19 protein-coding genes and 1 pseudogene are annotated in these 20,484 nt (G+C 69.4%); 8 read left to right on the forward strand and 12 right to left on the reverse strand.

The genetic code is table 11. The features are described from left to right. Window positions 1–141: 141 nt before the first annotated feature. The 3 genes from NVU01S_RS03115 (at window position 142) to NVU01S_RS03125 (ending at window position 2,715) form a co-directional block, all read left to right on the forward strand. Window positions 142–1,695, forward strand: coding sequence for an acyl-CoA carboxylase subunit beta (locus NVU01S_RS03115; RefSeq protein ID WP_167829358.1), 1,554 nt, complete (start codon window positions 142–144; stop codon window positions 1,693–1,695). A gap of 125 nt (window positions 1,696–1,820) precedes the next feature. Next, complete coding sequence (locus tag NVU01S_RS03120; RefSeq protein WP_082031953.1) at window positions 1,821–2,270, forward strand: DUF4189 domain-containing protein; 450 nt, start codon at window positions 1,821–1,823, stop codon at window positions 2,268–2,270. 10 nt (window positions 2,271–2,280) lie between these two features. Next, entirely contained in the window at window positions 2,281–2,715 is a 435-nt protein-coding gene (locus tag NVU01S_RS03125) for a DUF4189 domain-containing protein (protein WP_052280402.1), read from the forward strand. A 13-nt stretch (window positions 2,716–2,728) separates the two neighbouring features. Here the strand turns inward: NVU01S_RS03125 and NVU01S_RS03130 are convergent, their stop codons facing one another. Continuing rightward, window positions 2,729–4,405 carry a serine/threonine-protein kinase gene (locus tag NVU01S_RS03130; RefSeq protein ID WP_063048047.1) on the reverse strand — a complete coding sequence of 559 codons (1,677 nt, stop codon included), beginning with the start codon at window positions 4,403–4,405 and terminating at the stop codon, window positions 2,729–2,731. A 402-nt stretch (window positions 4,406–4,807) separates the two neighbouring features. Between NVU01S_RS03130 and NVU01S_RS03135 the strand changes: the two genes are divergently transcribed. After that, window positions 4,808–6,160, forward strand: a complete 1,353-nt coding sequence (locus NVU01S_RS03135) for an NAD(P)/FAD-dependent oxidoreductase (protein ID WP_043667661.1) — start codon at window positions 4,808–4,810, stop codon at window positions 6,158–6,160. Window positions 6,161–6,205: 45 nt separating this feature from the next. On the opposite strand, the gene NVU01S_RS03140 is transcribed toward NVU01S_RS03135, so the two are convergent. The 4 genes from NVU01S_RS03140 to NVU01S_RS03155 form a co-directional block, all read right to left on the reverse strand. After that, window positions 6,206–6,979 (reverse strand): class I SAM-dependent methyltransferase, encoded by a 774-nt coding sequence (locus NVU01S_RS03140; protein WP_244467182.1) that lies wholly within the window; start codon window positions 6,977–6,979, stop codon window positions 6,206–6,208. Between the two features lie 110 nt (window positions 6,980–7,089). Continuing rightward, window positions 7,090–7,398 (reverse strand): type VII secretion target, encoded by a 309-nt coding sequence (locus NVU01S_RS03145; RefSeq protein ID WP_043667666.1) that lies wholly within the window; start codon window positions 7,396–7,398, stop codon window positions 7,090–7,092. A 33-nt stretch (window positions 7,399–7,431) separates the two neighbouring features. Next, window positions 7,432–9,906 carry a WXG100-like domain-containing protein gene (locus NVU01S_RS03150; RefSeq protein ID WP_063048048.1) on the reverse strand — a complete coding sequence of 825 codons (2,475 nt, stop codon included), beginning with the start codon at window positions 9,904–9,906 and terminating at the stop codon, window positions 7,432–7,434. A 278-nt stretch (window positions 9,907–10,184) separates the two neighbouring features. Next, window positions 10,185–11,120: a Sco1979 family transcriptional regulator gene (locus NVU01S_RS03155; RefSeq protein WP_043681211.1), complete on the reverse strand. Its 936-nt coding sequence runs from the start codon at window positions 11,118–11,120 to the stop codon at window positions 10,185–10,187. 377 nt (window positions 11,121–11,497) lie between these two features. Between NVU01S_RS03155 and NVU01S_RS03160 the strand changes: the two genes are divergently transcribed. Continuing rightward, window positions 11,498–13,018 carry an FAD-dependent monooxygenase gene (locus NVU01S_RS03160; protein ID WP_043681209.1) on the forward strand — a complete coding sequence of 507 codons (1,521 nt, stop codon included), beginning with the start codon at window positions 11,498–11,500 and terminating at the stop codon, window positions 13,016–13,018. Window positions 13,019–13,055: 37 nt separating this feature from the next. Here the strand turns inward: NVU01S_RS03160 and NVU01S_RS03165 are convergent, their stop codons facing one another. Beyond that, on the reverse strand, window positions 13,056–13,283 hold the full coding sequence (locus NVU01S_RS03165; protein WP_156161969.1) for a hypothetical protein: 228 nt from the start codon (window positions 13,281–13,283) through the stop codon (window positions 13,056–13,058). Window positions 13,284–13,420: 137 nt separating this feature from the next. Here NVU01S_RS03165 and NVU01S_RS03170 point away from each other — a divergent pair, with 137 nt between their 5' ends. Beyond that, on the forward strand, window positions 13,421–14,323 hold the full coding sequence (locus NVU01S_RS03170) for a LysR family transcriptional regulator (RefSeq protein WP_043681204.1): 903 nt from the start codon (window positions 13,421–13,423) through the stop codon (window positions 14,321–14,323). Window positions 14,324–14,352: 29 nt separating this feature from the next. On the opposite strand, the gene NVU01S_RS03175 is transcribed toward NVU01S_RS03170, so the two are convergent. The 4 genes and pseudogenes from NVU01S_RS03175 to NVU01S_RS44525 form a co-directional block, all read right to left on the reverse strand. Then, the gene (locus tag NVU01S_RS03175) at window positions 14,353–15,072 is read right to left on the reverse strand and encodes an energy-coupling factor ABC transporter ATP-binding protein (protein WP_043681202.1); all 720 of its coding nucleotides are present in this window, start codon (window positions 15,070–15,072) and stop codon (window positions 14,353–14,355) included. Further along, window positions 15,069–15,830, reverse strand: a complete 762-nt coding sequence (gene cbiQ, locus NVU01S_RS03180) for a cobalt ECF transporter T component CbiQ (RefSeq protein WP_043681201.1) — start codon at window positions 15,828–15,830, stop codon at window positions 15,069–15,071. The genes NVU01S_RS03175 and cbiQ overlap by 4 nt, the downstream gene beginning before the upstream one ends. Further along, window positions 15,831–16,217: a PDGLE domain-containing protein gene (locus NVU01S_RS44520; protein ID WP_209444893.1), complete on the reverse strand. Its 387-nt coding sequence runs from the start codon at window positions 16,215–16,217 to the stop codon at window positions 15,831–15,833. A gap of 33 nt (window positions 16,218–16,250) precedes the next feature. After that, window positions 16,251–16,901 (reverse strand): annotated as a pseudogene (locus tag NVU01S_RS44525) (energy-coupling factor ABC transporter permease); the annotation flags it as partial. A 127-nt stretch (window positions 16,902–17,028) separates the two neighbouring features. Here NVU01S_RS44525 and NVU01S_RS03190 point away from each other — a divergent pair. Together NVU01S_RS03190 and NVU01S_RS03195 are read left to right on the forward strand one after the other, a co-directional pair. Next, on the forward strand, window positions 17,029–17,391 hold the full coding sequence (locus NVU01S_RS03190; protein WP_043681199.1) for an ArsR/SmtB family transcription factor: 363 nt from the start codon (window positions 17,029–17,031) through the stop codon (window positions 17,389–17,391). Window positions 17,392–17,586: 195 nt separating this feature from the next. Further along, complete coding sequence (locus NVU01S_RS03195; RefSeq protein ID WP_029898208.1) at window positions 17,587–18,294, forward strand: cupin domain-containing protein; 708 nt, start codon at window positions 17,587–17,589, stop codon at window positions 18,292–18,294. On the opposite strand, the gene NVU01S_RS03200 is transcribed toward NVU01S_RS03195, so the two are convergent. Continuing rightward, entirely contained in the window at window positions 18,278–19,324 is a 1,047-nt protein-coding gene (locus tag NVU01S_RS03200; RefSeq protein ID WP_043681197.1) for an RNA polymerase subunit sigma-70, read from the reverse strand. The two genes, NVU01S_RS03195 and NVU01S_RS03200, sit on opposite strands and share 17 nt — an antisense overlap. Then, window positions 19,321–20,325 carry a zinc-binding dehydrogenase gene (locus tag NVU01S_RS03205; protein ID WP_043681247.1) on the reverse strand — a complete coding sequence of 335 codons (1,005 nt, stop codon included), beginning with the start codon at window positions 20,323–20,325 and terminating at the stop codon, window positions 19,321–19,323. Before NVU01S_RS03205 ends, NVU01S_RS03200 begins: the two co-directional genes overlap by 4 nt. Between the last annotated feature and the right edge of the window lie 159 nt (window positions 20,326–20,484).

The following is a 20,484-nucleotide window of genomic DNA, read 5'->3' on the forward strand; positions in this document are numbered from 1 at the left end:
CTGTTCGCGAGGCCATAGGAACGGGGCCGCGACTGTGACCTGTCCCGCATATGGGGGCCGATGGTCCGTGCGGGTGTCCACACCGCTTAACGTCGCGTCTGCACGACAGCACGACAGTTGGTGAGGAAGGTGGCGGCGAGCGTGGTGGATACCCAGGCGAAGCTGGATGAGTTGGTCAAGATCCTGGCGATCGCTGCGGAGCCGGCGGGTGAGGCCGGTATCGCCAAGCGGGAGAAGAAAAGTATTCCCAGCGTTCGACAGCGGGTGCACATGCTGCTCGACCCCGGAACGTTCATCGAGACCAGCGCTTTGGCTCGGCAGCCCGATCAGAAGGACGCGCTCTACGGCGACGGATTGGTCACCGGACGGGGGCTGATCGGCGGGCGTCCGGTGGTGGTGATCGCGCACGATCAGACCGTCTACGGCGGCTCGGTCGGCATCACCTCCGCACGAAAGTTCATGCGGGCGTTGCAGTTCGCGTTCGACAACGCCTGCCCGGTGGTGACCATCAACGACTCCGGCGGCGCGCGGATCCAGGACGCGGTGGGCTCGATCGCCTCGTTCGGCGACATCTCCCGGGTGCTGGAGAAGCTGTCCGGCTATGTCCCCCAAGTCTCGATCATCCTCGGCAAGTGCGCGGCGGGCTCGGTGTACGGGCCGATCAATACCGACGTGCTGATCGGCACCCAGGATTCCTACATGTTCGTCACCGGCCCAGAGGTGATCAAAGCCGTCAACGGCGAGGACATCACCGCCGAGGCGCTCGGCGGGGCGAAGGTGCAGGCCGAACGCGGCACCCTGCATCATGTGGCCGAGACCGAAGAGCAGGCCTACGAATGGGCCCGGCAGTACCTGAGCTACATGCCGACGAGTTGTCTCGAACAGCCGCTGATCGTGAATCCCGGTCTCGAGCCCGAGATCACCGCCACCGACCGGGAGCTCGACACGATCATCCCCGACTCCGACCGGACCGGGTACGACATGCACGAGATCCTGCTGCGGATCTTCGACGACGGCGAATTCCACGAGATCCGTGCGGCTTTCGCGCCGAACCTGATCACCGGGTTCGCCCGCGTCGACGGCGTGCCGGTCGGCGTGATCGCCAATCAGCCTCTGGTACTCGGTGGTTCGATCGATGCCGCCTGCTCGGACAAGTCGACCTACTTCATCCGGCTCTGCGACGCGTTCAACATTCCGCTGGTGTTCGTCGTCGACACCCCCGGCGTGCTGCCCGGCCTCGAGCAGGAGGCCAACGGCGTGATCATCCGCGGCGGGCGGGTCCCGCGCGCGATCATCGAGGCCACGGTGCCGATCATCAATCTCGTGGTGCGCAAGTCCTACGGCGGGGCCTACGGCATGATGGCGGCCCGGCAGGTGGGCGCCGATATCAGCTTCGCCTGGCCGACCGCCCGGATCGCGGTGATCGGCGCGGAGAGCGCGGTCGATCTCATCGGCAAGCGGCAACTGGCGGCGGTGCCGGAGGAACAGCGGGCCGCGGCGCGCGAATTCATGGTCAACCACTACAACGAGACGATCGCGACCCCGTGGATCGCCGCCGAACGCGGGTACATCGATGCCGTCATCGAACCTTCCCGTACCCGCTTGGAGATTCGGCACGCACTGCGTCTGCTCCGCGAAAAGCCCACGGTCAAGCCGGAATTCAATCCGCGTAAGCACGCCGTGTATCCGATGTGACATCGGTCGAATCGCAGGCTCCGGTGCGGGGCCTGCGGTTCGATTCACGCACTCGGGCTGGACAGTCGGCGCGATTACCGCAATGATCGCCCGGTACTTGCTGTCCGACCTCGGGGGTTGTTTGCATGTCTTCGATACGAAAGTCCGCGCTGGCCATGGTGATTCCGCTGGCAGGCGCGATCGCCGGCGCCGCGGCCGGTCCCGCGCACGCGGCCGGGAGTCTCTACGGCGCGATCGCCGTGGGCAACCATCAGATCGGCTATGTCACCGACTATCCGACCCAGGCGGCCGCGGACCAAGCCGCCAAGGACGCCTGCGGCGTCGTGTACTGCTCGATCAAGTTGCAGATCAAGGACAGTTGCGGCGCTGCGGCCCAATTCGATTCACGCGGGCTGTGGGGGCCGCTGACCATGTTCTACTACGGCACGGGCGCCACGGCCGCCGACGCCGAGCGCATGGCCCTCGCGCAGGTGCCGCACACACCGTTCGGCACCATGATGGGTCTCGCCCTGGGTAGTTCGATGCACCTGGACCCGTTCATCCGGGCCACCGTCTGCACGTCGAACGCGGGATGAGGGCGAGCGCATGACGGTCTCGAGTAAATTCGCCGCGGTCATGGCCGTGTCGGCGGTCGCCTGGGCCATCCTCGGCAGCGGTGTGGGAACCGCCACCGCGGCCGGAGATCTGTACGGAGCCATCGCGGTCGCGCCCATGAAAGTCGGTGAGGCCACCGACTATCCGACCCAATACGAGGCGGACCAGGCGGCTCTGGCGGCCTGTGGTGACGGGGTGTGCCACATCGCGGCCCGGATCCACAACGAATGCGGCGCGGTCGCCGAAGTCGACGGGCGCACCCCGCTCGGCACCTCGCCCATGTACTTCGCGGGCACGGGCCGCACGGCGGCCGAGGCGGAGGGCAACGCGCTACGACTCGCCGGCCCGAACGTCGGCACGCCGCTGCTGGAAATCGTGAAACCCGCCTTCATTCTCGACACCATCTGCACCTCGAACGCGGGCTAGCGCCGCCCCGAGTTCACCCGGGCCACTGGTGAACTCGGGTCTGCGGTACCACCGGCGGCGCCTGCTGTTGCTGCGGCTGCGGCCGCTGCTGGACCGGCGGCGCGAGCACGGGCGGCGCCGGCTGCGCGGGCGACAGCGTGTCGCCGGGCGGCGCGACATCGTCCGGCGGTGGGGCATCCGCGGGCAGCGGCGCCGATGTCACAGCGACAGTGGTCGGTGCGAGCGTCGTGGTCGGCGCGGGTGGGTTCGACGTAGTCTGTTGCCGCACAGCAGAGGTCGTCGTCCCCTGTCCAGGCGAGGCGTCGTCACCGCGTACCGCGAACACCGTCCCGACGACCACACCCACCCCGGTCACCAGCACCCCGGCGCCCACCGCGACCCGCCGCGGCTTCCCCGAACCTCCCGCCCTCAGCCAGGATTTCGCACCTCCGGGCGTCGCGGAACGTGCCCTCTCCGGCAGCTGACCCACTGCCACTCGACCGGCCCCATGCCGAACAACCGCCACCACCTCACCGCCCGGCGCGGGTACCGCCTGGGTGGAACCATCGGCAGCAGTCGGTGCCGAACGCGCCGCACCCTCACTGTCGGGTAGCACCGACGCTGCAGCACCGTGCTCGACGGGCTTTGCCGACAGCGCATCGACGCCGTCCGGCGGCGGCACCAGCGCCGCGTTGCCGATCACTGTCGCGGTTGTCCGGGCCAGGCCGTCACCGGATGCCGCCCCGCCGAGGGCGTTGGCGACCGTCGGGGCCGATCGAGCCGACCCGTTGTCGCCGGTTCGCAGCGCCAGGTCGGCGGGCTGTGCGGCGCGGATCGGAAAGGGCTCTGGCCGTGGGGTTTCCAAGGGCGGGGAGGTGCGGGTGAGAGCTTGGGCAGTCGCTTCGGCGAGCGCGGTACAGCTGTCGTAGCGGTCCCCGGGTGACTTGGCCATGGCCGTGGCGATGACGATGTCGAGGGCGGCGGGGAGGTCCGGGCGGCGCTCGCGCGGGGTGGGCGGTGGGGCGGCCAGGTGTGCGCCGATCACGGCCGCCTGATCTTTGCGCGGGAACGGATGCTGTCCGGTCAACAGCTGAAAGAGGGTGCAGCCCAACGAGTATACGTCGGCGCGATGGTCGGCGACCGCGTCGCTGAAACGTTCTGGTGCCGCGTAGGCGAAGGTGGCGGCGATACCGGACAGCGTCACCGTGTCGTCGAGCGTGCGCGCGATCCCGAAATCGGTGAGCACCGCGCGTTCCCCGTGCCGGACATCGTGCTCGATGAGCAGATTGGCCGGCTTCACGTCGCGGTGCAGGACCCCTTGCGCGTGCGCGTAATCCAGCGCGTGCGCGGCGTCGGTGAGCAGTCGCACCACCCGCTCCGGCGCAAGCCCGTCCGGATGGCCGCCGAGCAATCCCGCCGCGTCACCGCCGTCGATGTAGCGCATCGCCAGCCACAGCGCCGGATCTTCGGCGGCACTGCGGTCGTAGACGGAGACGATGTTGGGGTGCTCCAGCCCGGCGGCCAGGCGCGCCTCCCGATCGAAGGCGGAGCGCGTCTTTCGGTCGGTGTGGAAACTGTCGGTGAGCACCTTCAGCGCCACCCGCCGCGGCATCCGCGGGTGCCGCGCCAGATACACGATGCCCATTCCGCCCGCACCGAGCACCCGCTCGATGGTGAACCCGGCGAACCGAGTCCCCGGCTGCACAACCACGACGTTCCTCCCCGGACACCTGACGGGCCGGACACCCGAATCCGTGCCACGACCCCGGAGAGAATCTAGCCCACGCCATGCCGGCGCGGAGCCCACCGAGCACCGGTGCCCGTCGCACGCGACAGTCCCCGCTGCCCGGACCGCTCCATCCCCCCACCCTGCCCGCACATCTCCGACACCCGGCTGCGTCGATGGCGCGCACACCACTCGACGAGTCGTTCCGGCCCATCGGATGACTCATTCAGCCGCTCAGCTGGGCACCGAACCCGGTGTCCCGCAATACCGTTGCGTACGACCAGATGGTTTTGTGCGGCCACCCCCCGCCGCATCAGAACCCTGGCGTCGCCGAGACGCCCTTTTCGACAGGCTACTGGCCGCCGAGACGAACGGAAACCAGCTCGAATGAGCAGTGCGACAGCAACAATCGAGAACACCGACCGCGCCGTGGTGATCGGCGCCAGTATTGCCGGACTGACTGCCGCGCAGGCACTTTCGGGAATCTTTGCGGAGGTCACCGTCGTGGAGCGGGACGTGCTCCCGGCCGGTGCCGGGCACCGCCGGGCCGTGCCGCAGGGCAGGCACGTCCATTCCCTGCTCGCCGGGGGCGCGATCGCCCTCGAGCACCTCTTTCCCGGCTTCGGCGACGATATGGTGCTCGCCGGCGCCGTTCCGTTCTGGTCCGGTCTCGATTGGTACCTCGACGGATATCGCATCCAGGCGCCGCCGCAACGTGGACGTGGTGTGGTGTCGAGCCGTTGCCTGCTCGAATCGATACTGCGCGACCGGGTTGCCGCCCTGCCGAACGTGACGATCGTCGACAACTGTGCCGTACTGAATCCGGTCGCGCCGACGGACCGGCGTCGCGTGACCGGTGTGCGGGTGCAATCGCGGGCGCGCGGCGGCGCGCCCACCGTGCTGCCGGCCGATCTCGTGGTGGACGCCAGCGGCCGGGGCGGTCGGTCGCCGCTCTGGTTGGCAGAGCTCGGCTTCCAGCCGCCGCGGGAATCGAAGATGCCCGTCGACACGACCTATGTCACACGCTCGTACCGACGCGAGCCCCAGCACTTGAACGGCCGGCCCGGCACCATTGTCAGCCCGTTTCCCGGGTCGCCACGCGGGACGTTCCTGCTCGCCCAGGAGAACGACGAGTTCATCCTCACCATCGGTGGCCTCTTCGGCGCACAACCGCCGATGGACGACGACACCCTCCTGACTTTCGCGCAGTCGCTGCCCACCGACGATTTCGCGGACTTCCTGCGCACCGCGACGCGGATCAGCGAGCCGGTCAAGATGCGCTACCCGACCAGTGTCCGCCGCCACTACGAAGAACTCGACGAATTCCCGGCCGGATATCTGGTCCTCGGCGACGCAGTGTGCAGCTTCAATCCGGTACACGGGCAAGGCATGTCGATGGCCGCCAGGTCGGCCGTGATCCTGCGTGAGCTGCTCGAAGCGGGTCCGAACGATCTGGCGCAGCAGTTCTTTCGAGCGGTCGCCGACCCGGTCGAGGCCGCTTGGACGTTCGCGACCAGGATGGATTCCCGGTTCCCGGCCTCGGGTATCGCACCTACCCTCGAGAGCAGATTGCTGGACCGCTATGTCGCACGCATGGCCCGGGCGGCCGCGACCGACGACCTGGTGGCGGCGGCCGTCGTCAGCGTGCTCCAATTGACCGCGACCCCGGACACGCTCCTCGCTCCCGCGGTGCTGGGCCGGGTGTTGCGACATATGAGCAACGCCGCACTGGTGGGTTGAAACGCTCTGCGCTCGTTCAGGATCCGCTTTCCGGAACGGTCTCGGTCACGTGCGCAACTGCCGGACGCGTAAGACTCCCGTAAGCAGCGGAAGGACGAATTCGCCACCGCTCGTCTCCGGTGTGCTCGCGAGGAACGCGCGGATACGGCCGAGGGCGGCCGCGCGTTCGGGTTCCGGCATCACGAGCATGCCCGCGCGCGTTCCGAGGGTCGCAACGAGGGCGTCGGCCGTGCGCCGCTGCCCGTGTGGAAACTCGGCCTGCTCCGGCGCACCGAATCGCGCGGGCAGGCCCGTGGCAGGCAGATGCAAGGTCGCGGTGGCGGCCCGCCAACTGGTGCGGGTGTCCCGCGAGCCGATCGCGGCAGCGCCACTGACCTTTTCGAGTCCGGCCACCCAGTCCACCCGGTCGTCCATGACGTTCCACAGTCCGGCCAGAATGCCGCCGGGCGCGAGGACCCTCGCTATCTCGGGGCCCGCGACGCCCATATCGAACCAATGCAGGGCGTTACCCGCCAGCACCGCGTCGACGGACGCGTCCGGCAGCGGTATCGACTCGGCGCTGCCCGGCAACGCCCGGACGGACGGCAGGGCACGGCGCAACTCGGCCAGCATCGCCGGATCGGGTTCCACCGCGACGACATCGGCGGCCGAGGACGCCAAAGTTCCGGTCAGCTTGCCGGTTCCGGCACCGAGGTCCAGCACCCGCGGCCCGGGCGCGCGTTCCAGCGCCCAGCGCACCGCGGCGGGCGCGTAGTCCGGGCGGTGCGCGGCGTACGCCTGCGCGGCCGCGCCGAAGGATGAGGCATGCGTCCTCTGCACGTCCGGCTCCACAAGGTCACCCTAGCCGCAAGGCGGATACCACACCGCCGCAATGACATCGGTCCGCGCGGCGAACCGCCTACCGACGCACGGTATGTGTGCCGGTCCGGTCAGCGGCCCGAGTTCGCTGCGTCCATCGCGTCCATCTGGTCGGCGGCGTTCCGCTGGCCCGTGGCGTATTCGGCGAAGGTGGTGGACATCTGATCGATCGCCGCGAGCAAGTTCTCCCGGGCGGCGAGATAGCCCTTCTCACCCTGGGCGAACTTGTTGCCGAAACTGTCCTTCCCCCACGGGGTGCCGGAACCGGCCACCGTGGTGCGAAGGGTGCCCAGCGTGCGCGAGATGCTGTCGTGGATCCGATCGCAGTCGCCCGCGGCCCGGCGCAATTGGTTCGTGTCGACCTCGACCTTGTCGGCCACCGTCTATCCCTCTCCTTGTGATTACGGGTTCGTTCAGAGCTTGAAAGGCACGTCCACTGAAGGTTTTTCGTCGTCTGTGCCCGGTTCCGCGTCGTCGGGCCCGGTCTGTTCGAGCACCCACACCGAACTGTCCGGCGCCTCGGGCCCGTGGAACGGCCTGGGCAGCGGAGCCCAATGCGGCAGCTGTTTCGGCCGGGTCTTGCCCTTCATGTCCTTGCCGGGTCCGAGGAACGGCTCCTGCGGTCTGGTGCCCTGATTGCCAGGGTTGTTCGTGCCACCGCCGCCATGCGTGGCGCCACCTCCGCCGGGCGGTGGCGCAGTGGTGATGGAAGAGCCCGAGCCGGACGAGCCGCTGGAACCGTTCGAATGCTGGCCGACCGAACCACCCTGCACCGAACCGCCCGGAACAGGGCTGCCCGCAGGCGACCCGGTGCCCGGCGTAGCGGCACGCCCCGGAGCAATCCCGTCCGCCACCGAGCCGGAACCGCTCGGCGGCCGCCAACCGCCGTCGACCGAGGCCTGCCACGAGGTGGGCGGCACGAAGCCGTTGCGCCCCGAAGACCCTGCGGTGCTGTTGGATCCCTGCACCGACGACGAACCGCCGCCATTCGTACCCACGGAATTGCCACCCGCAGAACCGTGCACGGACGCCTGGCCACTACCGCCTGAGACCACAGAGCCGCCACCCGCCGACCCATGCACCGACGACTGACCGCTACCGCCTGAGACCACGGAACCGCCACCCGCCGACCCATGCACCGACGACTGACCACTGCCGCCCGAAACCACGGAACCGCCGCCGTTGGACCCGTGCACGGACGACCCGCCACTGCCGAGGGACTCCCGCGCCGAATGAAAGGAATCCCGCGCGGTGTGGAACGACTGCCCTTCGCTGTCGACCGTCGCCCGGCCGGTGTGACCGGTGTGAAAGGACCGGCCGTCGCTGTCGAGGGTGCCGCGGCCGTCGCTGTGCACGGACCGGCCGTCACCGTCCGCGCTCGCGCGACTGTTCGTCTCGCCGCGCACCGATGTGCCGTCGGCCGGGCGAACCGCGGGCGGACCGCCCTGCGAGCCGCGCACCGACGGCTGCGAATGCTGGGACCCGGCGGCGCTTTCGGTCACCGAGCGCGCCGGACCAGTGCCGTGCGAACTGCCGCCGTCACCGGACGAACCGGCCGCACGTGAGCCACCGCTGTGCGAACCGCCCTGTGTCCCTTGACCGCCGGAGCCCACCGACCCACCGGCGACCGATGTGGCGTGGCTCCCTCCGGTACCGTTCCGCTGCGAACCCCCTTGTGTCCCTTGACTGCCCGACACCGACGACCCCTCCGTGGCCGAACCGGCACGGCTGCCGCCGTTGCCGTCCAAGGACCGCAACGGAATAGACGATCCGCCGGACCCGCGGCTCGAGCCGTCGTGCACCGACGAACCCCCGCGACTCGCTGCGTCGGATGCCGGGCTGCGCGGCGCGCCGGGCTTGTGCATCCACAGTCGGTACCGCACATCCGACGACGAGATCGGGCTCGACTTGGCGAAAGCGCCGCGCGCACCGCCGACGAGCCCGCCACGCGCGATACCGCCCACCCACCCGTTCGGGGACGCGAACGACGACCAGTCCCCGGTTGCCACCCCCACCGCGAGATTGCCCGTCGCCGAGCCCACCACGCCCGACGCCGCGCCGATGAACGCACCCCGCCCGGTGCGCCCCCACACGTTGTCCAGCGAGCGCGCACCGAACTTGTCGATCCCCCGGCCGAGGTAGCGCGCGAACTCGCGCGAGGGCAGGGTACTCGCCACCGAGGCGAACACCGACACGCCGAATTCCTTGCCGTCGAAGTGCCGCCGCTTCCCGTCCGCCATCTGCCCGAGTTGCACGGCCGCGTTCAGTCCCCCTGAGGTGAGGGCGCTTTCGCCGACCTTCACCGTGTAGACGCCCCAGCCCTTCGCGGTCGGCAGCACGAAACGCCCACCCGCCAACGACTTCCAGAAGTACCGCTTCTCGGCGGAGGCGCCCAATTTGCGCGCCAATCTGGTGATCGCGTTCTGCACCATGTCCTCGAACACCCGCAGGAACGAGCGGGTGTAACTGACCGCCGCGGCCTCGACCACGGGCGCGGTCGGCGGAAACAGCCAGGCCCACAGGATTTCTATGGCCAGCCAGCACAGCGAGATGATGATGGTCAGCTTGGTCGCCTGCAGCTGGGTGCCCAGATCGAAGGTCGAGTCCGAAATCTGCTGTAGCAGTTGCGCCAGCGACTCCAGGGACTGGTCGCCGCTGCGCAGCCCGTCGAAGAGCCGCCCCATCGCCTCGCTCGCCGCACCCTGCGGATAGGCGAGCATCGTGTCCTTCTCGGCCGCATCGATCTGCGAAAGTTGCGCCTGCAGTTCCTCGCTCGCGGTCTTCCAGGCCGCGGCGATCGCCCACATGGCGTCCTCGTCACCGTCGGGCCAGCTCGATCCGGCGATCCAGCCGAGCCAGCGGAGTTCCTCCGGGAGATACAGACTCATCAGACCCGCTCCGCCCCATCCACGCTGCGAACATCAAACCCACAGCGCCCCAGCACATCTGACCGCATGCCTACACAAACAAGCAGTCAACCGGGCCGCCGCAGTCCACGATGACGCACACCGCACCCCCACCACTACCCCCCGCCCCACCTCGTCTCCACAATTTCACCCACCCGTCACCGGCGCGCGTTGTGGACGTTCCCGGGGCCGATGGTCGGCCCGCCTTCCTCGCCGAGGCCGACAAGGCGGCGCACGCGGCGACGGAACCGCCGGCCGGACTAGAGTTCCGCCGCCGCGGCGATCATGAGGTCCCGGGATCGCGCCGGGGTGTCGGCTTGCACGGCGAGCCGGTCCATCACTTCGCGGTAGTGCCGGACTTCGTCCGGGCGATCCAGATAGAGGGCGGTGGTGAGCTGTTCCAGATAGACGATGTCGGGCAGCTCGCGCTCGGCGAAACGCAGCATCGTGAACGAGCTGCCCGCCGCCGCGTTCGCGCCGGTCCGGTAGGACAGCACCTGGATGGTCACGCTCGGCTTGGCCGACATCTCGATGAGGTGCTCGAGCTGCGCGCGCTGCACGTGCCGGCCGCCGACCGGGCGGTGCAGCACGGCCTCGTCCAGCACCGCCCACAGCATCGGCCCGCCGGGCACGTCGAGGATCTCCTGGCGTTTCGTGCGCAGCTCCACCCGGCGCGCCGCCTGTACATCGATGCGCTGGCCCGAGCCGCGCCGTTCGGCGCGCCGCACGGCCTCGCTGTTCTGGTGGCCTACCGCGACGACGGCCGCGGCGTAGTCCTCGGTTTGCAGTAGACCCGGAACCAGTTGTCCCTCAAAGGTTCTGATCGTTCGCGCCGCGCCCTCGAGGCCGATGTAGGTCTCGAACCATTGCGGCAGCAGATCGCTGTACCGGTGCCACCAGCCCGGCTGGTTCGCTTTGCGCGCCAGATCGACGAACTTGGCACGCTGTTCGGTGTCGGTGACCCCGTACAGGCTCAGCAGGTCGACGATGTCGCGTTCTTTGAACCCGGTCCGGCCGAGCTCGAGCCGGCTGATCTTGGCGTACGAGCCACGGATGTGGTCCGCCGCGACCTGCGGCGTGATGCCTCGCGCTTCGCGAAGTTTGCGCAGTTGACCGCCCACCGCGATCCGCAGAGCCGTCGGACCACGTTCGGCGACACTGGAATCGACGCCGATCCGGCTCGGTTCTGCGGCCATGAGCTTCTACTCCGATGTTGGAAACCACCGACGGCGCGCGCGCCCGTCACCGTCGCAAACAACACCGTATCCACGCCGATCATAGCTTTTTACCGCGCACACTGGTACTTCCCGATGGTTCCACGCCGGAACCCACTGCCCGGATTCGGCACCGGGCGGGGGCACTGGATGCCGCCAGCTACTCATTGGACAACAAGGCCCAGGGCCGGACACAGCGCGGCCTCGCGTACCGTGTGGAGGATTTTGCGGGAAAACGGCGAGTGGTCGATCCCTTCCCTTCTCAACATATAGCTCACCGGGGGCCTTGCGGCAAGACCCGGGGTGTGCCGCAGAATTGCCGAGCTCGACCATCACCTGCGGACTTTTGGGAGTAATGCGTGACCGACATCGACGTGATCATCGTGGGCGCCGGGCCGACCGGCCTGACGCTGGCCGCCGAATCGAGCCTGGCCGGTATCCGGCCGCTGGTGCTGGAGAAGCACCTGGCACCCCGAGACGTCCCCAAGGCCAGCGGCATCGCCGGCCAGATCCTGGACGTGCTGCGCTACCGCGGCATCCTCGACCGTTTCGAGGCCGCCAGCGGTAACCCGCACATCGCCGCCCGGTTCCCCTTCGGCGGAACCCACTTGGACTTCACCGAACTGGCTGATCCACCGCTGCGCGCGGTACCGCTGCCGCAGCGGGAGATCGAGCGCCTGCTCGCCGAGCGCGCCGCGGAACTCGGCGCCGAGATCCGTCGCGGCCACCGAGTGGTCGGACTGCGCCAGGACGAGGCCGCAGTCACCGTGGAGGTGCGTGGCCCGGACGGACCGTACGAGCTGACCGCGCAGTACCTGGTGGGTTGCGACGGCGGCCGCAGCGACATCCGCACGCTCGCCGGTATCGCGTTCCCGGGCACCACCTATCCCGAGGTGAATCGCGTTGCCCAAGTGTCCGTAGGGGATTCGGTCACGGTGCACGACAACGGCGATATCGAGGTCCCCGGGCTCGGCCGGCTCCCCTTCGGGTTCAACCGGACCGACCGCGGCATGTTCGCCTTCGCACCCAATCCGGGCGGACTGTTCCTGCAGACCGTCGAGGACGACACCACCGACTATGACGACGACGAGCCGCTGACCCTGGCCGAACTCGCCGACAGCGTGCGCCGGTTGCTCGGTGTCGAGCTGCCGATGTCGGATCCGAAGCGCCTGTCCCGCTTCACCTTCAAGGATCGGCAGGCCGAAACCTACCGTGCCGGGCGCGTTCTGCTGGCCGGCGACGCGGCGCACCTGCTGCCCGCCACCGGCACCGCGCTCAACGTCGGCATGATCGACGCGGTCAACCTGGCCTGGAAACTGGCCGCCGACGTGCAGGGCTGGGCGCCGGCCGGACTGCTGGACACTTACCACGAGGAACGTCATTTCGCCGGAGCGCGGGCTCGGTTGCAGACCAGGGCTCAGGTCGCGCTGCGCCGCGGCCATGACGACGCCGCGGAGGCACTGCGCACGGTGTTCCAGGAAATACTCGGCGACGAACCGGCCCTGCGCCGGATCGGAGCCATGGTCGGCGGCACCGACATTCGCTACCCGATGCCCGGCGACCACGTCCTGACCGGCACCTTCGTCCCCGATCTCCCGCTGCACACCGACCGCGGCGCGACGAGCGTCGCCGAACTGATGCCCGGCGGACGGCCGGTACTGCTCGTATTGTCCGAGCGGCCCGAGTTCACCGAGATCGGCCGGAAGTGGCTGCACCGCATCGAGATTCAGGTCGCCAAAACGGACGAGCAGCTCGCCGACGCACTGCTGATCCGCCCGGACGGCCACATTGCCTGGGCCGCGGGGGTGGGCGAGCCCGCCGCCACCGCCGCAGCGAGCCTGCACGAGGCGTTGACGCACTGGTTCGGTGCCGCCGCCTGATCGGTTCGATCGCAAGTGAGTCGCCGGGCCCGGGCGACTACTGGTCCGGCGACTCACCATCCGACCAGCCCGATCCGGGTACCACCAGGAGTGCCAGACCGGCGAGCAAGAGCAACAGCGCCAGCAGCTGCTGCCCGGCCAGCAGTGCCAGCGCCGCCAAGAACAAGGCACGGCGGCCGAAGACCCGGAGCAGCCGTACGACGTCGGCATCGGGGCCGCCCGGCGCGTAGCCTACTTCGCCAGGGTTCGCGACAGGTTTAGTCACCACGGCACCTCGATTCCGCCTCGCCCACGTCTGCGGCGTGAAATGAGCACGCCAGATACCTAGCGTCGCCGACGGGCCGATCACCCACAATGCGCAATCCACGCATGCAGCCTCAGGCAGCGCCTTAGGCTGAAGCGGTGCACTACGACTTGGTCGATTTACGGCTGTTCCTCGACGTGGTCTCGGAAGGGTCCATCACGGCAGGCGCGCAACGGATGCATCTGAGCCTGCCTTCGGCCAGCGCGCGGATCCGCGCGCTGGAACATCAGGCCGGTCTGGCGCTGCTGATCCGTGGCCGTCGCGGCGTCCGCCCGACACCGGCGGGTAGCACGCTGGCACGGCATGCGCGGGAGGTGCTGCGGCAGACCGCACGGCTGGACAGCGCGCTCGCCGGGTATACGAGTTCACCCGAAGTCGGGCTCACCCTGTTGAGTGGCGGCGGTGCGATGCATCAGATCGTGCCGCGGGCCTTGATCTCGTTTCTGCGTGCGCAACCCGGCATCGATGTCGTTGTCGCGGAACGCCGTACCCCGCAGATGGTCCGGATGCTCACCGACGGCGCGGCCGATCTCGGCATCGTGATCGGCAACGAGGCGGGCGATTGCGGGCTGGCGGTCGAACCGCTCTGCGACGGTTCGCTCGTGGCGATCGGACAGGCGGGCGGAATCCTCGCGGGCAGAACGATGCTGACCTTCCGGGAGGTCGCCGAGCATCCCCTGGTCGGCCTGGATACCGGCTCGTCGCTGCAGCAGTGGATCGAACAGCACGTCGGGGTGCAGGGCGGTCCACTCCCCCGCTACCGCACCCGCGTCGCCAACCTCACCACCGTCATCACGCTGGTCGCCGCGGGCGTCGGCCTGGCCATCGTGCCCCGCAATGCGATCCACGCCGACCCCACCCTCGACGTGTGCGAGCTGTCCGACGCCTGGTCCCACCGCCACCACGTGATCGCCTGGGGCAGTAAGGCCGACCTCTCCTCCCCGGCCCTGACCGCGCTCGCCGACCACATCCGCCGGGCCGCCGACACACAGACAGCCTGACCGCGGCAGCGATGTCGCCGGTGTCCGCGTCAGCTGAGGCGATGGGCGGCAAGGAGTTCGGCGTCGGCGAGGACGCTGTCGATCGGGCCGTCGGCGACGATCCGGCCCCCGTCGAGGATCACGGCGCGGTCGCAGACGCGGTGGGCGTATGGCAGGTCGTGGGTGACCATGAGCAGCGTGGTGGGCAGGGTCAGCAGGATCTCGGCGAGTTCGCGGCGCGCGACCGGGTCCAGGTTGGCGGCGGGCTCGTCGAGGACGAGAACGTCGGGCCGGCAAGCCAAGACGGTGGCCAAGGCGGCGCGGCGGCGTTCGCCCAGGGAGAGCCGGGCCGGCGCGCGCTGCGCCTGGTCGGTCATCCCGACCGCGGCGAGCGCGTCCCGGACCCGCTCGGCGAGCGCCGCGCCGCGCACGCCGAAATTGGCCGGTCCGAACGCGATATCCTGCGCGACGGTCGGCATGAACAGCTGATCGTCCGGATCCTGGAAGACCACGCCCACCCGCTCCCGGATGGCGCGCACGGTCTCGCGGCCCAATCGTGTTCCGCCGATGTGCACTTCGCCGGATGCCGCGAGGAGCACACCGTTGAGGTGCAGCATCAGCGTCGACTTCCCCGCACCGTTGGGTCCGAGCACGGCGACGCGCTCACCATGGGCGATCTCGAGGTCTACCCCGTGCAACGCCGCGGTGCCGTCCGGGTACGCGAACCGCAGGTCCAGCAGGCGCACCGCGGGCGCCGGTGCCGCGGTCACCGAACCGCCCAGGCGCCCAGGCAGATTCCGACGGCCACGACCGCAGGCAGGCAGCCGAGCAACCATTGCCGCGGCACGGCAGGCCGCTCACCGAGATCCGGCACAGCGCCGGTGAAACCCCGCGACAGCATGGCCAGATGCACGCGTTCACCTCTTTCATAGGACCGCAGGAACAGGCTGCCCACGCCGCGCGCGGTCGCGCCCGCCTGCCGCAGCGTGCGGGGGTCGTCGCCGCGCGAGATCCGGGCCAGCCGCATGCGCGCCGCCTCGTCGGCCAGCACATCGACGTAGCGCAGCATCAGCACCACGATGGTGACGATCAGGCCCGGGACACGCAGCCGGGTCAATCCACCGGGCAGCTCCCGGACCGCGGTGGTTGCCGCCAAGGTCAGCGAAACACCGACGCCGATCGCCCCTTTCGCCACGATGCCCCATGCCGCGTAGAGGCCCGTCGTGGACAGCGAAAGCCCGAGCACCGTGGTGCGCGGCTCGCCCGCCGCGAAGGGCAGCAACACCGCCAGCACCACGAAAGGCAGCTCGATCAGCAGCCGCGGCGCGATCCAGCGCACCGGGACACCGATCCACCGCCACAGTGCGATCAACCCGAGCGCGTAGCAAGCGAAGGGCCAGAACAACTCTCGTGGCGTCGCGACGACGGCGCACACGGTCAGCATTGCACAGACGATCTTCACCTCGACCGGCGCGCGATGCGCGGGCGAGGCGCCGGGCAGATAAAGGCGATTGCTCGTACCGGGCACCTACGGCGTTCCCGGTTGCGCGCGTTCGTCTGCAGACTCGTTGTGCGCGTGGGTATCCCGGCCTCGGGCCCGGCCCGCCCGGATCATCCGGAGCACGGCGAACAAGGCGGCGAAGGCGGCGGCGACGCCGAGCACGCCCGCCAACCCGGTGAGTCCGTCGTCGCCGTCGATCGTGTAGTCGGCCAGCGGCGAATTCGCGAACCGGTGCTCCTCGGCGTTCTGCGCGATACATTCACCGCGCAGTTCTTCGGCACCCTCGGTCTGCACCACCGTGCAGCCGCGTTGCGTGGTGGCGTCGAGGCCGTCGGGTTGCGAACTGGCCACGTAGGACAGCAATCCCGCGATCAGCACCGCGACCGCGGCGAAGGCCCAGAGGAATCCGGTCATCGACACTCGCGCGCGCACCGGCGCTGCGCCGCCCCGCGCCCGGCGCAGCACATAGACCAGATCGGGGCGCGCGTTGACGACGGCGACCACGGTGATCGCGGTGATGATCCCTTCGCCCACGCCGATCAGCGCATGGGTGATCAGCATGTACCCGGCCACCGCGCCGACCGTCGAGCCCGCCGCACCGCCGATCGCGTACTCCAGCACGAAACCCATTGCGGCGCAGACCGTTGCGACGAACGCGGCGAGGAACGCGACGATGCCGAGGCCGGAACGGACGCGGTCGACAAGTACCGGCAGCAGCCGGCGCGCGACCGCATACCCGACCGCGACACCGATGAGGGCCATGTTGGTGATGTTCGTGCCCAGCGCGCTCAACCCGCCGTCGGCGAACAGCAGCGCCTGGACGACGAGCACGATCGCCACGCACAGCGCACCGACGTAGGGCCCCACCAGGATCGCCGCCAGTGCCCCGCCCAGGAGGTGACCGCTCACGCCCGGCAGGATCGGGAAGTTGACCATCTGCACCGCGAAGATGAACGCCGCGACCAATCCCGCCATCGGCGCGGCCCGCTCGTCGAGTTCGGCGCGCGCCCGCCAGGCCGCGAAAGCCAGTCCGGCGACGGCGATGACGGCGAAGAGGGCACTGGTCGGGACATCGACGATGCCGTCGCTCATATGCATTGCCAACGTACTGCTCACCTCGCGAGACAATACGCTGTCATGTGTTCACGTGAACAGATGTGTACGTATTCGGCTCGCCGGATCGATCCCCGGCGAGGGACGGTCGGCGAGGTGGCAGAGTAGAAGAGTGGCAGTAAGTCCTCCGTTGAATCCCGAGCACGCCCGCCGCGCGGCGTCCGGTCTGGACATCATGGCGATCGAGCACTGGGCGGGCCGGTTCGATCTGCTCTCCGACGCCAACCGCCTGCGCCTGCTGGTCTGCCTGCACTACGCACCCGACATCAGCGTCAGCGATCTCGCCGCCGCCGTCGGCATGTCGGCCACCGCCGCGTCCCAGGCGCTGCGCATCCTGCGCCAGCAGGGCTGGGTCGCCAGCAGCAAGGAAGGGCGGATCGTGCGGTACCGGCTCGCCGACGACACGGTCCACCGGCTGCTGCACTGGATCGGCGCCACCCACGCGAGCGAGGCGCCGGAGCACGACTTCTCCTGAGCAGGCGGCAGACCGTCATGCCGACAGCCTTATCGGGAATCCTTGACCCGCAACGGTTCTGCGCCGAGACGGCACCGAATGGGACTTACCGGACTATGACGCGTGTCACCTGGCCACGGAAGTGTTGCACGGTTAACTTAGATCGCAGAGGTGCTTTCCCATTCACTCGGTTCTTGCGCATCAGGAGATGGCGATATGTCAGAAGACTCGAATGCCAAGCAGGACAACAACAACGGCGGGATGGACCGTCGAGCGCTGCTCGGCACCGGCGTCGCCGCCGTGGGCGCGGCCGCGCTGGGCGGCGGACTGGTCGGGGCGGCCGCGGCGAGTCCCGCCGACCCACCCGCGCTCGCGAGTGACGGCGCACTCGACAGCAATCTCAACAACGCCTCCCACCTGTTCAAGCTGCGGGCGGCCGAACGGGCGAACTTCGACGGCGGATACCTGCAGGGGGCGAACGAGGACAATTTCCCTGTGCTGCAAGGCCAGAAGGGGTCGGTGTACTTCGTGCACCTGGAGGGTGGCGGCATTCGGGAACCGCACTGGCATCCCTCGGCCTGGGAACTGAACTACATCATCTCCGGCAAGGCGAAGTGGACGATCCTGGGCACACACCCGGACGGGACCTATCACAACGACGTCTTCGAGGCCGACCAGGGCGATCTGGTCTTCGCGCCGCAGGGCTATTTCCATTACTTCGAAAATGCCAGTGCCGACACGCCTTTGGATGTTCTCGTGACCTTCAACACCAGCGCCAAGGAACCCAACGACGATATCGGCATCGTCGCGACCCTGAACTCGCTGCCCCGCGAGGTCCTCGCCGCGTCGTTCGGCATCCCGGTCTCGGCCTTCGCCAACGTTCCCACCGAGATCAAGCCCGTGGTGATCACCCGCCACAAGTAGCCGAGCACCCCGGGCGGCCGTCGCAACACCGGCCGCCCGGGGCCAGCAGTTCGGGAAAGCCGGGAATCGCGCGCATCGCGGGATCATGGAACGCGACGACCCGGGCGATCCCGGCGGCCGTAACGGAAAGCACGACAATGCCGTTCGCCCTTATCACGCCGTGCTCGTCCCTGCGATACACCGCGGCGGCGGGCTGGCCATTGGCCGTCGTCGCGAACATCCGCCAGTCACCGGGATCGCCGAGTACATACGTTTCGAGCGTGCCGAGGCACTGCCGCCGCCCCGCATACCAATCGCGGAACGGTGTGGCCTCCAGGGTGGCGTCCGCGCGCAGCACCTGCTCGAGCATCCGGGCGTCCGCGTGTTCGAAGGCGGCGATGTAGCCGTCGAGCAGTGCCCGCGCCCGCTGTTCCGTCGGCTCGAGCAGGCGCTCGCGGGTGGGCGCCACCTCCTGCAGCCGAACCCGAGCGCGTTGCAGGCCGCTCTTCACCGCGGCGGTGGTGGTGCCGAGGATCTCGGCGGTCTCGGCCGCGGAGAACGCCAGCACCTCGCGCAGGAGCAGAATCGCGCGCTGGCGGGCAGGCAGATGCTGCAACCCGGCGATCAGCGCCAGCCGCAGCGACTCGCGGGCGATCGCGGCCGCGGCCGGGTCATCGGTAGCCGGGGCGAGTAGTGCGTCCGGCAACGGCGTCAACCACGAAACTTCCCCCGGTGCCGTGGGTTTCGGCGCGCGGGGCGGGCCGGTGTACGCGTCTGCCAGGCCGGAGGGCAGCACGCGGATCCCGCGCGGAGCCGCCGCGGTCAGACACACGTTCGTCGCGATCCGGTACAGCCAGACCCGCAACGACGCGCGGCCCTCGAAATCGGCCCGCGCCCGCCACGCCCGCAGATAGGTCTCCTGCACCAGATCCTCGGCGTCGTGGGCGGAGCCGACCATGCGATAGCAGTGCGCGAGCAGTTCCCGCCGGAATCGCTCGGCCTCGGCGGCGAACCGGTCCCGGTCCGCCGCCCGCGTCCGCGACGTCGTCATGCCGGGAGTGTAGGCCGCAGTGCCAGTTTGCCGACGGTGGCGCGGGACTCCAACGCCGCCAGGACCTTCGGGCCGTCGGCCAGATCGTGCACCGTGGGACGCGCGGGCGCGCAGACACCGGCGGCGACGAGCCCGGACAATTCGGCCAGCACCGCACCGAAAATATCCGGCGCGGCTTCGATCAGCACGCCCATGTTGAGCCCGATGACCTGAACTTGGTTCCGGTACACCAGATCCCAGTTGCTGAGCGTAGCCGTCCCGCCGGCCAGGCCGTACACCACGACCCGGCCCGTCACCCGTCGTGCCGCGTCCAGACCGGCCTCGAGCGCGGCACCGCCCGCGGATTCGAGCACCAGATCGACGCCGCTACCGCCGGTCAGCGCGCGCACCTGCGCGGCGAGATCTGCGCTGCGGGAGTCCACCACGTGGTCGGCACCGCGTGAGCGCACCGTCTCGTGCTTGTCCGGCGCCGCGGCGGCGATGACCGTCGCGCCGTAGTGCTTGGCGAGGAGCACCGCGGCCTGGCCGGTCGCGCCCGCCGCGGCCTGGATCAGCACGGTCTCCCCCGCGGCCAGGCGGCCCACCGGCCGCAGCGCGGCAATGGCGGTGGGCCAGTTCACGCCCAAACCCAGGGCCTCGTCCGCGGTCCAACCGGGCGGCACCGGCTGCGCCGCGGCCGCGGGCAGCACCATGTATTCGGCGAAGGCAGCCTCACCCACCCCGAACACGTGCGCACCCGGTGCGGGCTCGGTCACGTCCGGCCCCACCGCCACGACTTCGCCCGCGGCCTCGAAACCCGCCAGGTACGGCGGCTGCGGGCCACCGCGAAAAGTCCCGTAGGACCGCGAGATATCGACGAAATTGACGCCCGCGGCATCGACTCGGATCAGCACCTGCCCCGGGCCCGGCACCGGTACCCGCACGTCGGCGATCGCACGCATATCCCGCGGACCGCGCAACGACGTCTGTTCCAGCGCACGCATCATGGTCGGCACACTCACCGCGACCAACTCCTTCTTCCAGGCTCCTCGCGGTCCGCCCTGCGACGGACCGCATCCGTCGCTTGTGTAGACCTCGATCACCGCGCAAAGGAATCGTTGCCCAGGTCGCGCGCATGCCGGACCCGGGCTCGAGGAGGGTCGGGCCCGGGACCGGATCTT

This window comes from Nocardia vulneris (assembly GCF_001613425.1).
GTDB classification, from domain to species: Bacteria; Actinomycetota; Actinomycetes; order Mycobacteriales; family Mycobacteriaceae; genus Nocardia; species Nocardia vulneris.